This is a genomic window from Halomonas sp. Mc5H-6 (assembly GCF_024124705.1).
Classification (GTDB): Bacteria; Pseudomonadota; Gammaproteobacteria; order Pseudomonadales; family Halomonadaceae; genus Vreelandella; species Vreelandella subterranea.
Map to the genome: position 1 here is coordinate 14,375 of NZ_JAMXSI010000008.1, position 14,496 is coordinate 28,870.

Sequence of the window (14,496 nt, forward strand, 5' to 3'; positions counted from 1 at the left end):
CTCGCCTCTTGTCATTGGCGCGGTCGCTTCGCAGGACCGCATTATGATGAATGAGGCTAAGAATACCCTACACCAAGCGTTGAGGGCAGCTATCACCACCAACGTCGCATCCGGCCAGGCCGTTCCGATTAACCCCGTTCAGACTGACGCAAGGTAGGCCGCCTTGAGCCGATAAAACTCATCCACAATCGCCGCCATTTCATCCGCATCATAGGGGCACAGCCCGCTGACAACCAGCTTTTTGGAGCCAACCCCCACCGATTCACCTGCTGACTCAATGGCAAACTCAAGCAGGGCGTCGGCGCGCTTTCCCTGCACATCCAACGACGAATGGCTGAGCGTCAACCCAGGCGACACAGCGTTCAGGCGCGAAAGCGAGAACCCCATGCTGTCGTAGATCACCAGGGGGCGCTTGGGGTTGAACATCACCCCGTGCTCCTCCATCAGCGGCTTGAGGTAGTGAGGAAAGTTCTTGCCCGAAAATGCCACGTAACAGCGAGCAAAGGCTTCTATCACCGAGGCGTCGTCGGTCCAGTCCCCGCGCCGTTTAACCTGTAGGTAACATTTACCGTCTTCATCGTATACGTGCAGCTCACCATTTTCAGATTCGCTGAACACAAGCGGGGTATCGGCCCCCACCATGCTGGTAAAACGAAACTCCATGTGCCGCGACAAACCAAACTTTGCCAATACCAGCGCAAAAAGTAGATCCCCCGGCACACAGAAACGCCGCGCATCCGGATTATGGATCGGGTTATAGTCACCTGCGACGCCCTTAGCGAAGCGGCTGGCCTGCTCAGCGGAGATCACCACATACTCTCCGCGCTGCGTGTAAAATTCCTTGAACATGGCGTAGGTTGTCTGCTCAGCGTTGAAATCAAAAGTCGAAGGTGGGCTTACGACGCGCATAATGCCATAAAACGTCGATCAGCAGGAGTCATCTGCAAGGAAGCCGTATGCCAAATCAGCGTCCCAGGTCAAAACGTCTTTCACACATTCTGCTCATCACCCTGGTAGGCGTTTTGACAGTGGCGCTCATCTGGCTACTCGGTAGTGCCTGGCTGCTCAATAGCCAATGGTTGCCGCAGCAGCTCTCAAAGATCGAAGGTGTCGAGGTGCGCTGGTCAAATGCCCAAAGCCTGCACCCTGGACGCTGGGAGGTCGAGAATCTCTACCTCGCCCGTGAAGACGATCGGATGCCCGTCACCGTTGACGCCCGACAAGCCACCCTTTCGCTGTCCTTGCTCGACCTGCTGCGCGGCGAATTGCATATCAAGGCGCTGGAGGCCAGTGGGCTCCGCCGCCTGACCGTTGGCGCTATTGCGCTTGAAGCCGAGGGCCAACTCCAGATAAAGGACACTCAGTTCAGCCGTGATGCCTTGGCCGTGCCCCATGTATCGCTGGATATCAACCAAGGGCGTTTGGTACGGCTAGGCGACCAAGCCACCCTGGCGCACGATATCAGGTTAGCCGCCAGTGCCAACCTGGAAAGCGTAACCACCGCACAGGTCCCCCGCGATGAGCTTATCGCCAGCCTGCTTGGCGCTCTTTCAGCACAGCTGACCATCAATGCCCAGGCCGACGCGTGGGACGTCTTCATGCCCTATCTGAAAGCACTGCCCTGGTTAACGCTTGATGGCAGCGGCGCACTGACGGGCAAGCTTGCGCTTGATGCTGGCAAGTTACAGCACGGTAGCCAGCTCACCCTGGTGGCGTCGGCCTTACGCCTATCGGTGGATGAGCAACGCCTGACGCCCGATGCCAGTGACTCACCGCGCTGGATGACTCCCGACTCTTCTCCGCCGCTTCATACCGCCGTCGGCGAAGGGCGCGTTCGTCTGGCAGCACAGGACAATACGCTGACCTTTTCCACTCAGTTAAACAACGTGGTGTTGGCTGACAGCCATCCTTACGCTGACGATACCCAACTAGGCCTGATGACCGGCATTCCCAACCAGCGCTTGGACCAGTTGGACCTACCGACGAGCGCCACCCTTGAGCTACAAGGCCAGGTGACCCGACTGGATATGCTTGACCGCTACCTGGCAGATACCTTTGACGGTCAGGGTGTTCGCCTGGCCGGGAAGGGTCAAGTCGACGCCACCGTAACGCTACGTGATGCCCAGCCTCACCGTGCCTCGTTGTCGATTCAGGCACCCGAACTGGCCACGGAACTGCTGGATTTCAACGCCATGGGAAGCGGTTCCCTGACGGCACAGCTAACCCCCGACGAGGTCATCGATGCGACACTTACGTTCATTGATGGGACCCTGCGCCACCATGAGCAAACGCTGCTGGCGGATGCCGCGATCACCCTCAACGCGCGCAGCCCGATTGACCCTGTGCAAGCCCGGGAAGACGCCACCGCCCGGCTGGCCTGGCAATCTGCCCGCCTGCCGGACATCAGCGTGCTGCAACCCTACCTGGGCGCAATATTACCCGACCCCGGCCCGCTGCAGTTGCTTGACGGTCAAGCCAACAGCAACGGCCAACTGGCGCTCACGACAGAGGAGATGAGCGGCGAGATCTATTTATCCGGGGAGCAGTTGACCACGCGCTGGCAGCACGGCGAAGAGGACGGCACGCTGGAAAGCAGCGCCCAGCTCAGCCTGGCGATGCGTCGGGCAGCGCTCGACGGCTCCGCGCTGGACATCAGCGGATCACGCTTGCGTTGGCAAGTTGCGGATACGGACGCTCCCTCTGAGACGTTACAGAGTACCCTGGTACTCAATGAAGGCCGTTTCAAGCGAGAGAGGATCGCTGACGCCAGTCGCATTAGCGGTGAGTTTTCCATGGAGGGCAGCGTACAACAGCTGGGCTTTTTGAATGCTTTCCTGCCCGAGGCCCACGGATTAAAAATCGCAGGTAACGGCCAGCTATTTGCTCAAGGGGCATTCCGCAATGACCGCCTGCTGGCGCCCACCCGCCTGAGGATCAACGCCAACCAGCTGGAGGTCGGTTTTCTGGACTATCTGGCCACGGGCCGCGGCGAGTTGACGGCTCAATTGGATAGCGCCGAGCACGCCCAGCTTTCGCTGGGCATACCGCACTTTACGCTCACGCGCCGGGACGACGACCGGCCCCACTTGGAAGGTCGCCACTTTGCCCTGACGACCCAGACCGAACGTTTCAGCGAGGTGCTGGCAGCCCCCGAGCCTGCCTTCTTCACCACGCGTATTGCGCTGCCCATTACCCAGGTTCCTGACTTCACCCGTTATAACCACTATCTCCCCGAAGAAGCAGGCATTCGCCTGCTCGGGGGCCAAGCAAGCCTGACCAGCGAATGGCTACTGGAGGGCCTGACCGCTGAGGGCGAGATCAACCTGCGCGCCTTTGGTGCCGACCTGGCGTTGCTCGACCAACGTATCAGGGGCGATGTCGAACTGAATCTGCAACTCGACAAAGGTGATCTGGAAGCACGGCGCTTTAACGCCGACGACTCATTCCTGCGTCTGGAAAACGTGTTTCGACAGAGCGAAGAAGGCACGCAGGATGCCGGGTGGTGGGTTCAATTGAGCCTTGACGACGCAGTACTCGAATGGCGCGACCCTATCAGCCTGACCAGTCAACTCCGCCTTGGCATGCGTGATACCGGTTTACTGGCCCGGCTCTTCTTGGCGCGCGCCCGGGAAAGCGGCTGGTTAGGCAGATTGCTGAACGTCCACGACATCAACGGTGACGCGCGGCTGCAGATCGACGGCGAGCGCATTCGTCTTTACGACCTGACGCTAACCGGCGGGCCCCTTCTGCTGCTTGCCGATCTCACCCTGGCCGAGAAACAGGCTAACGGCGCGCTATATGCCCGTATCGGCGCCCTGGGAACAGGTGTCGAGCTGATCGACAGCGAGCCTGAGCTGAAAGTCCTGCAACCCAGGCGCTGGTTCGACCGCTGGCGGGAGGCAAAGCGTTTTCCCAGGCCTTAACGGCGATTTCGCTCACGGCGAATCATCCTGACCCGCTGTTTGGCTTTTTGCGGCGTGGAAAGGGGAGCGGCCGAATCATCGGCAGTTTTCGGGGGTAGGGTCACCCAGGCAAATACCGGCAGCGCCAAGTGCCAGTGAATCGCCGCGATTCGCAATCCCAGCGTCACAGTCAACGAGGCGGCAATGGTCAGGGGCAGCGGCGCTTGCAGGGCATCTAGCACCACGTATGCAGTGCCACCCGCCATCGCCGCCGTGGCGTAGACTTCCTCGCGCAGCACCATGGGGACACGCTGGGCCAGCACATCGCGAATCATGCCACCCGCCACCCCTGTCATCATGCCCATCAGCACCGCCACAACGCCGGATGTCCCCAACAATAGCGCTTTGTGAGCGCCAATCACGGTAAATAACGCCAGGCCAAAGGCGTCCGCAATCGGCAAAAAGCCCCGTGACAGCCGGTGAATATAGTGAAACCCCACCAGCGCGGCGCACACGGTGGAAAAAATTACCCACAGATAGGTTGGGTCAGCCACCCAGAACACCGGCCTCACCCCCAACACCAAGTCGCGCAGCGTACCGCCACCTATCCCCGTCACAGCTGCCAACACCAGCATACCGAATGGATCCATCCGCGAGCGGCATGCCAGGACAACACCGGACAGGGCGAAGACGATCACCCCCGCCATATCCAACCAATAAACGATACCCGACACAAGATGCTCCTTTTTATCCACGGCCCTTCAATGCGGGCAGAATAGCACCCGCCTTGCCGGGCCTAACACGAATATAAAAACGCCTATGATAGGCGTGTTAAGACACATTAGGTTAGGCTGTCGTCGTAATACCTTTATCGATTGACAACGGAGTGCCCATGGACTGGAACCCTGCTTATAGCTGGTTGGTACTCGCCCTTCTACTGAGCTTGGCGGAGCTAACCTCTGGCGCGATGTTGCTGCTTGCCCTGGGAGTGGCCGCAGCGTTCACGGCAGCGGTCACAGCGCTTGGCCTGACGCTAACCTGGCAGTTGATCAGCATGGGAATATTTTCCGGTGTGCTGGTGCCTCTGGGGGTGATGGTCATTCGCCCGCACTTCTCACCCAAGGGCGTACACTACGGCACCACCGGCACCGGGGTTGAGAAGGGCAACCACTACACCACATTGAAACGCGACTTCGATAACGCTGCCGGCATCAAGGTCAACGGTGATTTTTATCGATTACAGGTATTGGAAAGCGGTGATACCGACCTACCCCAAGGCACGCCAGTGCTGTTTAAACGCTTTGACGGCACAACAGCTCTCGTTAGCCTCGCCTCCACCGACACCGATCGTCAGGACGATACTTCCCAACGCAAGGAGTTATAAAAATGGATTTACCCATTAGCCCAGGCCTACTGATAAGCCTGATCATTGTCGTCATCGGCATACTGATCATTTCGAAAGGCCTGGTGATCGTTCGCCAATCCGAGGTGATGGTCATCGAGCGACTCGGTTCGTTTCATCGCGTACTCGAAAGCGGCATCAATATTATTGTGCCGTTTATCGAGCAGCCGCGTGCCATCACCATGCTTCGCTACCGCAAAATGGGCGAGGACTACACGGCCATTACCAGCGATGAAACGCGTATCGACCGCCGCGAAACGGTGATGGATTTCCCGGGCCAGCCGGTGGTGACCACCGATAACGTCACCGTGCGCATCAATGGCGCACTCTACTATCAGATTATCGACCCGAAACGTGCGGTCTATGAAGTCGAGAACATGAGTCAGGCCGTGGAAGTACTGGCCAAGACCACGCTGCGTTCGGTGGTTGGCAAGATGGAGCTGGATAAGCTGTTCGAGTCCCGCGCAGAGGTCAACAATGAGATTCAGGCGGCCATGGAAGAGCCTGCCTCCAAGTGGGGCGTCAAAATCTCTCGCGTTGAAGTGCAGGATATCGCCATGCCGGATGAAGTCGAGTCCGCCATGCGTCTACAGATGGCCGCCGAGCGTAAGCGTCGTGCCACCGTTACCGAGGCAGAAGGCGAAAAATCCGCCGCCATCGCCATGGCGCAGGGCCAGCGTGAATCCTCAATCCTGAATGCCGAGGGCGATAAAGAATCTGCGATTTTGCGCGCCCAGGGCGAGCAGGAATCGATCAAGCTGGTACTCAGCGCGATTGGCGATAGCGAAGAGAACAAGCGCACCGTGGTGGGCTATCTGCTGGGCCAGAGCTATATCAAGGGGCTGCCCAACATGGCTAAAGACGGCGAACGGGTTTTCGTGCCCTACGAGTCCTCTGCCCTGCTTGGCTCCATGGGCATGTTCCGCGAAATGGCGGGGTCGCCGGAAGACACCGTGGCCAGCCACCTCAAAAACCGTAACGGCAGTCGCGAAAGCGGCTTCCAGGGTGGTGTCGTTGGCGGGGCTGCCAGCGGCCAGTAGGTATTAGCAAAGGAGGCTCCTGGTGATGGTCCTTGTGCCCCCCGAAGCAACGCGATCCGACCGGGCTGGCGACAGTCCGGTTTTTTTATGGCCTTTTCATGAGGCCGGGACAAAAAATCGTTGAAGAAACAGCACCACTTTGACTCGCTTTTTAGTTAAGATTGGGATCAACGTACTAACGCTACTGTACCTCGCTGCATCAGCCTCTCGCCGTATATTGTTGATGCCTTTCATCAGCGGAATGATCGCTATCATACGAGGACGTTCGCCATGCTGCGCCGTGGGTTCGCCATACGACATCGCATTCTGCTGATCGTCTCATTTATTGTGTTGGCGATACTCTCTGATGGCCTCAAAGCGGAAGCCCTGCCCCAGCCGCTAATGGACTGGGAGTACCGTTGGGGCGACTCCCCCCTGAATGCGAACGGCGAGCCCGAGTGGTTGGATGATGAATCCGCCGACTGGCAATCAGCAGCCTCCCCTTCCAACCCACCAGGCCGTGAAGGGCATCAGCACCTTTGGTTACGCACAACCTTGCCTGAGGGCGATTGGAATGACCCCGTCCTTTATATCACCAGTATCAATTTAATCGGCCAGGCCTACCTCGGCGATGAGCTGATTTATCAGTACGGCGAATTTGACGACCAGGGGCGAGGCGATTTTGCTGGCTGGCCCTGGCATATGATCGACCTGCCGGAAGGGGCGGCTGGCCAGGTACTTACTTTCCGGCTCTATTCCTACTACACCAGCATTGGTCTTTGGGGCGAAGTGCAGATAATGGAGCGTATCGATGTACTCAAACACGTCATCCATGAGTCCGCCCAGGATCTTGGCGTCAGTGCGCTCGTATTGGTGCTGGGCATTCTGGCCACCCTTTTCGCCCTTATCGGGCCTGAACGGCGTGGTTTCCTGGCCATCGCGCTGTTTGCCTACGCCTCCGGGCTGATGCTGCTCGCCGAGGCACCCGCCCGCCAATTGATCGCCGATGGCCCCCTGGCCTGGGATATGCTCAGAGCAGGCAGCTACTATACCCTTCCGATCGCGCTGGGGATGTTGCTCAGCCATTGGCTTGAAGGCACCGCCAAGCGCTGGATCAAGCGACTCTGGGCCTTACACCTGGCCTACCTGGTGATGGCCATTGGCCTGGTGCAGTTAGGCTTTATCAGCCTATCGATAACCTTCCCTGTGTTTGATGTCTTGCTCGCCGTGACCATGCCGTTCATGCTGTTGCTCGCGCTATTTCGCTTCAGCAGGCTCAATCTCGAACAGCGCTTGCTGGTGCTAAGCTTCACCTTTTTTGCTCCCCTGCTGCTCGCCGACATGGTTGTCGCCCATGGCTTCGTGGCCTGGCGAACGGTGCCATTAAGCTATGGCAGCTTAGCTTTTTCTCTGGCAATTGCGACTATATTTCTATGGCACTACCGACGCACCCAGCAGCAACTGGCAACGGCCAACGAAACCCTTGAACAGCAAGTTACCGAACGCACAGCAGAACTTGGCCAGCTTGTTCAGGAGCTGGAGGGGCTTTCGTTTGAAGACCCTCTCACCGGCCTTCACAACCGACGCCATTTCAATACGGTATTCGACCATGAGTGCCGCCGCGCTCAACAGCATGGCAGCCAGCTTTCTCTGCTCATGTTGGACCTGGACCATTTCAAAGACATCAACGATCACTTTGGCCACGATGCAGGCGATGCGGTGCTGGTTAAAATGGCCGCGTTACTCAGCCAGCATTTTATGGAGTTAGGGGTGGTCTGCCGAATCGGAGGCGAAGAGTTTGTTGCCCTGCTCCCGGAAGCCTCGGCCGATTCGGCCGAGTCCAGTGCCAACGCGCTGTTAGACGCCGTCGCCCAATGCGCCTGTGCTCATCAAGGCGTCCCGCTCAGGCCAATCACGCTGTCTTGCGGCATTGCCACCTACCCCGATCATGCTCCAAACCCGCATAAGCTTCTTCGACTCGCTGATGAAGCGCTTTATCACGCCAAACGCAGCGGCCGTAACCGCTGCGTTGTATGGTCTGAGTCATTCGAGGAACATGGCTTTATACTTGGCCGACGGCAACCACAGTAACCTGTGTTCCGTTCATCCAAGCAGCGCCTGAGGCTTAGGGGGAATCGGTCGCCAGAAAATGATCAATGAACACGCCATAGTCCTGTTCGACGCAATCCGCGTAAGCCACCGCGAGGGTCGACACCACCTCCACAAACTGTTCTTCACGCCCTTTAAGTCGCTGGCAGATCGCCATGGCAAAAGGTCTATGATCCCCGCTATTCAGCGCTTTCGCCCCCCGCAGGTGTTCCCGGGCGAGAATCTGCCCCCACTGGTGTGCGAGCTTGCGATACGGCTTTCCGCTGGAAAGTTTATGGGTAGGGAAATCCTTCTTGAAAGGAGAGCGCTCGCGGACCGAAAACACCTTGTCATTCATGGTTAACCAGCCAAGGTAGGCATCCGGGTGTTCCGCAATGGCATGAAACGCCGCCGCATGGCGAATACCTTCATTGGGAAATAGCTTGCGCCATGCCTGCTGTTGGGCCTTGCTCATGAAGCGATAGGCTTCCGGGGTTACCTGCTCTTTGACATCCAGAATGATGTCGTCGTGCTCGTGGTCGACCCCGCCTTCAATCAGTACATAGTAGCGCTCTACCCCGAGCGAACCGGTACCTGCGTCCAGCCGACGCGCGGTGTCTTTGACGCGGAAATGGCGGGGGTCGCTCTCTTTTGCAGCATCTTGAAGGGTTTGCTGGTATTCCTGCTCTATCAGTCGACGCAGTTGACTGGCCATATCAGCGGGCAAGTTAGCGAGCTTACCGGGGCGCTCCGCAAACTGCCGACCTCGCTGGTCGTCAAGCGTGGTCCATTTTTCCAACATGCGCGCACGGCTCTGCTTATCCGCCACCTTGCTCATGAAAGGCTTCAACTGACCTTTGGCGCTATCCAGCGTGACTGCCTCGATGGGCACATCGTCGGTATAATCCGCAAGCGTGTAATAGTACCCCTCTAGTAGCTTGCCAAGGGCTTTATCAATGGCTTTGGGGCTAAGCTCGGCATTTTCACGACCATCCAATACCACGCTGATGGCCAGCCTCCACAGGTCGTATTGGTAATCGCCGATTAGCGCATCGTCAAAGTCGTCCATGCCGTAGCGCACCTGGTCATCATGATGACCGTAAGCACCAAAATTGTAGACATGGGCGTCACCCTGCAACCAGGTTTGGGTATTGGGCCACCCCCCAAACAGCGAAAAGCGCCAGTCGTGCCATACGTCTTGCCAGTACATATGATTGGTACCGCGGAAGAAACGATATGGCGATGCCGCCATCTTGGCAAATTTGGCCTGGCGGGTCGCCGCGTCCAAGGGCGCGTTGGCTTGCTGGATGGCTTCAATCACTTGCTGGGGGCGGTTGTGTCCCGTTAGTGCATGACTCATTGCGATGCCTTTGTGGGTGCATAAATGCTGTCTTGTCTAAGGGTAGGCGACAAACGTTAAGAGATTAAGTCACGGAAGCCACAATACGCCTTTAAAGCCCCAACTGTCGTGACATCACCGTGACGGGTTCGCCCCGGTACTCAAGGCTTTCTACATCTTGCCAACCCAAATGCCGATAAAGCGCCTGCTGGTCGGGGGTGTAGAGATAGAAGTGCTCGATGCCGTTCTCAACGGCTTCTGCTTCTACCCGGCGCACCAATGCAGAGGCAATGCCCTGCCCCCGCCACTCGGGCACGACAAACACGGAGGCCAGCCAAGGGGTAAGTTCAGGGCGTATGCTCATGTCATCGGCAATCAGGCTGGCGGTTCCCACCGGGGTTTCGCCCTGCATCGCCACAAAGATTGAAGGCACACCGCCCTGCCCACACTCGGCTTTCAATCGTGTAATAGCCTGTTCCAGCGTTAAGCCTGGATGCAAATGCCCCCAGGATTCATATGTCCAGCCCGCGACTATTTCAGCATTAGGATTGTCGGCTCTTAGCCGCTTGAGGGTGATATCACTTTGCATAAATGACGCTCTTCTTCAGCATGAGCGAATACATTAGCGACAAATAAGGTATAGCGCTATAGCGCGTCAAACCAGGGACCGGCAAGCGGCTGCCCCCATTGATCACCATGAACGAGTTCACTTAATGGCAAGCGGGAGCGCCAGCCTTTGGCTTCAAGCTCTGGCTGATCTAAAAACTCGCTCACGTAGCCAAGGCAGAGATATGCCAGCGGGTAAACATGCTCAGGCAGGTTTAACGCCGTGCTCAGCTGTTCCTGGTCAAGAATACTCACCCAGCCAACACCGATACCTTCTACCCTCGCAGCCAACCAGAGGTTTTGCACCGCCAGACAAGTGCTGAAGAGATCGGTTTCCACAATGCTATTGCGCCCCAGCACATGGGGCCCGCCACGGCTACGGTCGCAGGTAATGCAAAGATTCAACGGGCTTTCCATAATCCCTTGCAGCTTGAGGCTGCGATAATGCTCTTTACGCTCGCCTTCAAAGCGCTCGGCGGCCTTCTGGTTCTCCTGCTCGAACATCGCCAGCACCGTTTCCCTGACGCTGCGACTTTCAATCACGATGAAATCCCAGGGCTGCATGAATCCCACGGAAGGCGCATGATGCGCGGCCTCCAGCAGTCGTGTTAGTACTTCAGGGGGAATCGGGTCGGGCAGAAACTGCGAGCGCACATCGCGCCGCTCATTTATGGCGCGGTAGAGTCCACGCCGCTCAGCATCGGAAAAAGAAGGGTTCGAGGTAGACATGTGGGTGGTGGCGCCTTTTCCTGGTCGGTTTTATCGTTAAAGGATACTCCGCTCCATATAGTGAGTCCCGCCCTCGGTTTTACGCACGCGAAATCCCATTCGCTCGTACAAAGCGCTTGCGGGGTTGATACAAAATACACGTAACCGAAGTAAGCGAATGCCTGCTTGCTTAGCAATTTCCTCCGTGTAGCGGATTGCCACTGTACCTACGCCTTGACGCTGCCACTTCTGATCAATTTGTAGTTCCCGAATGTAGTAGGCATTTTCATCGTGATTTATGCATAGCAGCCCTACTCGCGAAGCGTTGATGACCAGCTCGTAGCTGTCTAAATCACCCCACTGCTTATCAAACAGGTCGGTATCCCAGTGCATATCCAGCCGCTTGTAGTAGGCTGACATATTTTGACGAATTATTCTTGCTGCGAACTCTTTGTCATCAGTTCGACGAATGATGGCGTCCATATGCGTGTCTCTAGGCTTTAGTTACCTGAGATATCTTGGACTTATAGTATGCAAAACGCCAAGGCATTGCCTTGGCGTTTTGGTTGTTAGCTTAGCTTAAGCCCTACCCCAACTGAAACGGATAAACAGACCCGATCTTTAACAGCTGGGTGAGTTCATCCAGTGCTGTCAGCGACTCTTCTGCGAGCTGCGGGTCTTTGAGGTCGTCCACAGCAAGGCGGTCGCGATAGTGGCGCTCCACCCATGCGGTCAGCTCATCACAGAGCGCATCGGTGAGCAGCACGCGGCCGGTTAGCGCTGCTCGCTCTGCCTCGGAAAGAACCACGCGCAGCCGCAGGCAGGCGGGGCCGCCGCCGTTGCGCATGCTCTGCTTGACGTCCTTGACGATCACCTCACTGATGGGGTTATTGCCCGCTAGCAGCGAATCCTGAATGGTGCGCCATACCGCCTCGCGTTCCTGGCATTCGCCGGGCACCACCAGGGTCATGGTGCCATCCGGGTTGGAGAGCAGCTGCGAGTTGAACAGATAAGACGCCACGGCGTCTTCCATACTCACTGCTTCCTGAGGCACTCGCACAGGAATGAGTGGTGTGGCCATTTTGGCGCGCAGCTCATCGAGCGTGCCCTCTTCATCCAGAAAGGCCATTTCGTGGTAAAGCAGCACGGGGCCGTTACCCACGGCGATGACGTCGTTGTGGAAAACACCCGCGTCGATGGCCTCCGGATGCTGTTGGGCAAACACCGTTTGCGCGTCCGTCAGCCCATGCTGGCGGGCCACCGCCTGGCTGGCTTCCAGGGTCTGCCTGGCAGGATAGCGCTTGGGCTCTCGCTCGCCGCTACGCGCGCCGCCAAACGCCTGACGCCCATACACGAACAGATGAACGCCCGGCTCGCCGTGCTCACCGCATAGACGGGTATGGTTGGCCGCGCCTTCGTCGGCAAAGGCGGGGGTGGCGGGCAGCACCGGGTGGTGGGCAAAGTGCTGTTCGTTGCGGAAAATCGCTCTTAGTACGCGCCCCGTAGTTTGCGGTTCCAGGTAGCGGTGAAAGCTGGACTGAAGATTGGCCGGGGTGAAATGCACCCGGCTATCCGGCGCGTCCAGGCTTGGGGTAATCGTACCCGCGTTGGCGGTCCACATGCTGGACGCCGAACAGACCGCGCGCAGCAGCTGCGGCGCCTCTTTGGCGGCGCGGGCCAGCACGTCGCTATTGCTGCCGCTGAAGCCCAGATCGCGCAGCGCACCGATATCCGGCCGCTGCTGGGGTGGCAGAACGCCCTGGGCATAGCCCGCGTCCATCAGCGACTTCATCTTTAAAAGCCCCTGCAAGGCGCCCTCTTTGGGGCTGGACACCAGGCCGCCGTGACTCATGGAGGCCACGTTACCCACCGCCAGGCCCGAGTAGTTATGGGTCGGGCCGACCAGGCCGTCGAAATTGACTTCCTGGACGTTGCTGATGGCCGTTGTGTTCATAGATTGACTCCCGGGGGCAGGGTGTCGGGCATTTCCAGGGTGTCGGCTTCCATGGAGGCCACCGGGTAGGCGCAGTAATCCGCCGCATAGTAGGCGCTGGGACGGTGGTTACCGCTGTCACCCACGCCGCCGAAGGGCGCATCGCCGGACGCGCCGGTAGTCTGGCGGTTCCAGTTGACGATCCCGGCGCGAATGCGCAGCAGGAAGTCGTCCCAGTCGGCCTGCTCGCCGCCAATAAGCCCGGCCGAGAGACCGTAACGGGTGTTGTTGGCAAGCTGTAGCGCTTCATCCCAGTCGCTATAACGGTGGATTTTCAGCAGCGGGCCGAAGTGCTCCTCGTCGGGCACGTCCAAGCCAGTCACATCGATCAGCGCGGGGCTGAGCAGGCTGGTATTGTCCTGTAGACGCTGCATACGATTGATCACCGTGCCGCCCATGGACTCCAGCTCATCCTGGGCCTTGAGCAGGCCATCTGCCGCCGCCACGCTGACCAACCCGCCGAAGAACGGCGCGGGCTCTTCCTCGAACTGGTCCGCCACGTGCAGCTTGCCGATCGCGTCAGACAGCGCGTCGATCAGCCTGTCACCGACTTCACCCTTTGGCACCATCAAGCGCCGCGCACAGGTGCAGCGCTGGCCACCGGAGAGGAACGCCGACTGCAGAATGCTCAGCACCGCGGCGCGCTCATCTTCCACATCTTTCACCACCAGCGGGTTGTTACCACCCAGCTCAAGCGCGAGGATTTTATCCAGTTGACCGGCAAACTGCTGGTGGAGCATGCCGCCCACCTTGGCACTACCGGTAAACAGCAGTCCATCGATATCGGGGCTGCCTGCCAGCGCCTGACCGACCGGCACGCCACCCTGCACCAGATTGATGACGCCTGCGGGCAGACCGGCTTCCAGCCAGCACTGCAGGGTCAAATCCGCGGTCAGCGGCGTCTGGTCGCTGGGCTTGAAGACCACACAGTTTCCCGCCAACAGCGCGGGTACCATGTGGCCGTTGGGCAGGTGGCCAGGGAAATTGTAGGGGCCGAACACCGCCATCACGCCGTGGGGGCGGTGGCGCAGCACGGCTTTGGCGCTGCCGACGTCTTTTTCCCGTTCGCCGGTGCGCTCGTGGTAGGCCTTGAGGGAAAGCGCCACTTTACCGATCATTGCGCCCACTTCGGTGCGCGCTTCCCAGAGCGGCTTGCCGGTCTCGGAGGCAATGGCGACGGCCAAGGCTTCGCGGCGGGCGGTCAGCACCTCGACAAAACGCTCGACCAGCGCCTGGCGTTCGGCAAACGGCGTACGCGCCCAATCGGGAAAGGCGCTCCGTGCGGCGCTGACGGCCGAGGCGACCTGTTCACCGGAGGCTTCTGCCCCCTGCCAAAGCAGCGACCCGGCCACCGGGTCGACCTTGGTCAAGATGGCCGCTTCGCCGGCTACCCAGGCGCCATTGATCAGTTGCTGCTGTTGGGCGTGCATAAAAACTCT

The 14,496-nt window shown here is 58.6% G+C and carries 12 protein-coding genes; 4 read left to right on the top strand and 8 right to left on the bottom strand.

Annotation, left to right across the window (positions count from 1 at the left end; translation table 11 throughout):
- Window positions 1-138 precede the first annotated feature (138 nt).
- Complete coding sequence (locus tag NH395_RS12195; protein ID WP_253025154.1) at window positions 139-849, bottom strand: DUF3581 family protein; 711 nt, start codon at window positions 847-849, stop codon at window positions 139-141.
- Between the two features lie 107 nt (window positions 850-956).
- Between NH395_RS12195 and NH395_RS12200 the strand changes: the two genes are divergently transcribed.
- On the top strand, window positions 957-3,923 hold the full coding sequence (locus tag NH395_RS12200) for a hypothetical protein (RefSeq protein ID WP_253025156.1): 2,967 nt from the start codon (window positions 957-959) through the stop codon (window positions 3,921-3,923).
- Here the strand turns inward: NH395_RS12200 and NH395_RS12205 are convergent.
- Window positions 3,920-4,636 (bottom strand): trimeric intracellular cation channel family protein, encoded by a 717-nt coding sequence (locus NH395_RS12205; RefSeq protein ID WP_253025158.1) that lies wholly within the window; start codon window positions 4,634-4,636, stop codon window positions 3,920-3,922. The two genes, NH395_RS12200 and NH395_RS12205, sit on opposite strands and share 4 nt — an antisense overlap.
- A 158-nt stretch (window positions 4,637-4,794) precedes the next feature.
- On the opposite strand from NH395_RS12205, the gene NH395_RS12210 reads away from it, so the two are divergent.
- The 3 genes from NH395_RS12210 (at window position 4,795) to NH395_RS12220 (ending at window position 8,414) form a co-directional block, all read left to right on the top strand.
- Entirely contained in the window at window positions 4,795-5,286 is a 492-nt protein-coding gene (locus NH395_RS12210) for a nodulation efficiency, NfeD-like protein (RefSeq protein ID WP_253025160.1), read from the top strand.
- Between the two features lie 2 nt (window positions 5,287-5,288).
- Window positions 5,289-6,344: an SPFH domain-containing protein gene (locus tag NH395_RS12215; RefSeq protein WP_253025162.1), complete on the top strand. Its 1,056-nt coding sequence runs from the start codon at window positions 5,289-5,291 to the stop codon at window positions 6,342-6,344.
- Between the two features lie 270 nt (window positions 6,345-6,614).
- Entirely contained in the window at window positions 6,615-8,414 is a 1,800-nt protein-coding gene (locus NH395_RS12220) for a diguanylate cyclase (protein WP_253025164.1), read from the top strand.
- A 34-nt stretch (window positions 8,415-8,448) separates the two neighbouring features.
- Here the strand turns inward: NH395_RS12220 and NH395_RS12225 are convergent, their stop codons facing one another.
- The 6 genes from NH395_RS12225 to astD all read right to left on the bottom strand — a co-directional run bounded on the left by NH395_RS12225 (window position 8,449) and on the right by astD (window position 14,487).
- Window positions 8,449-9,771 carry a DUF2252 family protein gene (locus tag NH395_RS12225; RefSeq protein ID WP_253025166.1) on the bottom strand — a complete coding sequence of 441 codons (1,323 nt, stop codon included), beginning with the start codon at window positions 9,769-9,771 and terminating at the stop codon, window positions 8,449-8,451.
- 91 nt (window positions 9,772-9,862) lie between these two features.
- A complete protein-coding gene (locus NH395_RS12230) occupies window positions 9,863-10,339 on the bottom strand; it encodes a GNAT family N-acetyltransferase (RefSeq protein ID WP_253025168.1) in 477 nt (158 codons plus the stop codon).
- 56 nt (window positions 10,340-10,395) lie between these two features.
- Window positions 10,396-11,085, bottom strand: a complete 690-nt coding sequence (gene bluB / locus NH395_RS12235) for a 5,6-dimethylbenzimidazole synthase (RefSeq protein WP_253025170.1) — start codon at window positions 11,083-11,085, stop codon at window positions 10,396-10,398.
- A gap of 36 nt (window positions 11,086-11,121) precedes the next feature.
- On the bottom strand, window positions 11,122-11,547 hold the full coding sequence (locus NH395_RS12240) for a GNAT family N-acetyltransferase (protein WP_253025172.1): 426 nt from the start codon (window positions 11,545-11,547) through the stop codon (window positions 11,122-11,124).
- 103 nt (window positions 11,548-11,650) lie between these two features.
- On the bottom strand, window positions 11,651-13,018 hold the full coding sequence (astB, locus tag NH395_RS12245) for an N-succinylarginine dihydrolase (RefSeq protein ID WP_253025174.1): 1,368 nt from the start codon (window positions 13,016-13,018) through the stop codon (window positions 11,651-11,653).
- Window positions 13,015-14,487 carry a succinylglutamate-semialdehyde dehydrogenase gene (gene astD / locus NH395_RS12250; protein ID WP_253025176.1) on the bottom strand — a complete coding sequence of 491 codons (1,473 nt, stop codon included), beginning with the start codon at window positions 14,485-14,487 and terminating at the stop codon, window positions 13,015-13,017. The genes astB and astD overlap by 4 nt, the downstream gene beginning before the upstream one ends.
- Between the last annotated feature and the right edge of the window lie 9 nt (window positions 14,488-14,496).

Bases quoted from the DNA above. Each gene is read 5' to 3' on its own strand.
- NH395_RS12195 (WP_253025154.1), bottom strand. From the start codon at position 849: ATGTTCAAGGAATTTTACACGCAGCGCGGAGAGTATGTGGTGATCTCC.
- NH395_RS12200 (WP_253025156.1), top strand. From the start codon at position 957: ATGCCAAATCAGCGTCCCAGGTCAAAACGTCTTTCACACATTCTGCTC.
- NH395_RS12210 (WP_253025160.1), top strand. From the start codon at position 4,795: ATGGACTGGAACCCTGCTTATAGCTGGTTGGTACTCGCCCTTCTACTG.
- NH395_RS12215 (WP_253025162.1), top strand. From the start codon at position 5,289: ATGGATTTACCCATTAGCCCAGGCCTACTGATAAGCCTGATCATTGTC.
- NH395_RS12220 (WP_253025164.1), top strand. From the start codon at position 6,615: ATGCTGCGCCGTGGGTTCGCCATACGACATCGCATTCTGCTGATCGTC.
- NH395_RS12225 (WP_253025166.1), bottom strand. From the start codon at position 9,771: ATGAGTCATGCACTAACGGGACACAACCGCCCCCAGCAAGTGATTGAA.
- NH395_RS12230 (WP_253025168.1), bottom strand. From the start codon at position 10,339: ATGCAAAGTGATATCACCCTCAAGCGGCTAAGAGCCGACAATCCTAAT.
- bluB (WP_253025170.1), bottom strand. From the start codon at position 11,085: ATGTCTACCTCGAACCCTTCTTTTTCCGATGCTGAGCGGCGTGGACTC.
- NH395_RS12240 (WP_253025172.1), bottom strand. From the start codon at position 11,547: ATGGACGCCATCATTCGTCGAACTGATGACAAAGAGTTCGCAGCAAGA.
- astB (WP_253025174.1), bottom strand. From the start codon at position 13,018: ATGAACACAACGGCCATCAGCAACGTCCAGGAAGTCAATTTCGACGGC.
- astD (WP_253025176.1), bottom strand. From the start codon at position 14,487: ATGCACGCCCAACAGCAGCAACTGATCAATGGCGCCTGGGTAGCCGGC.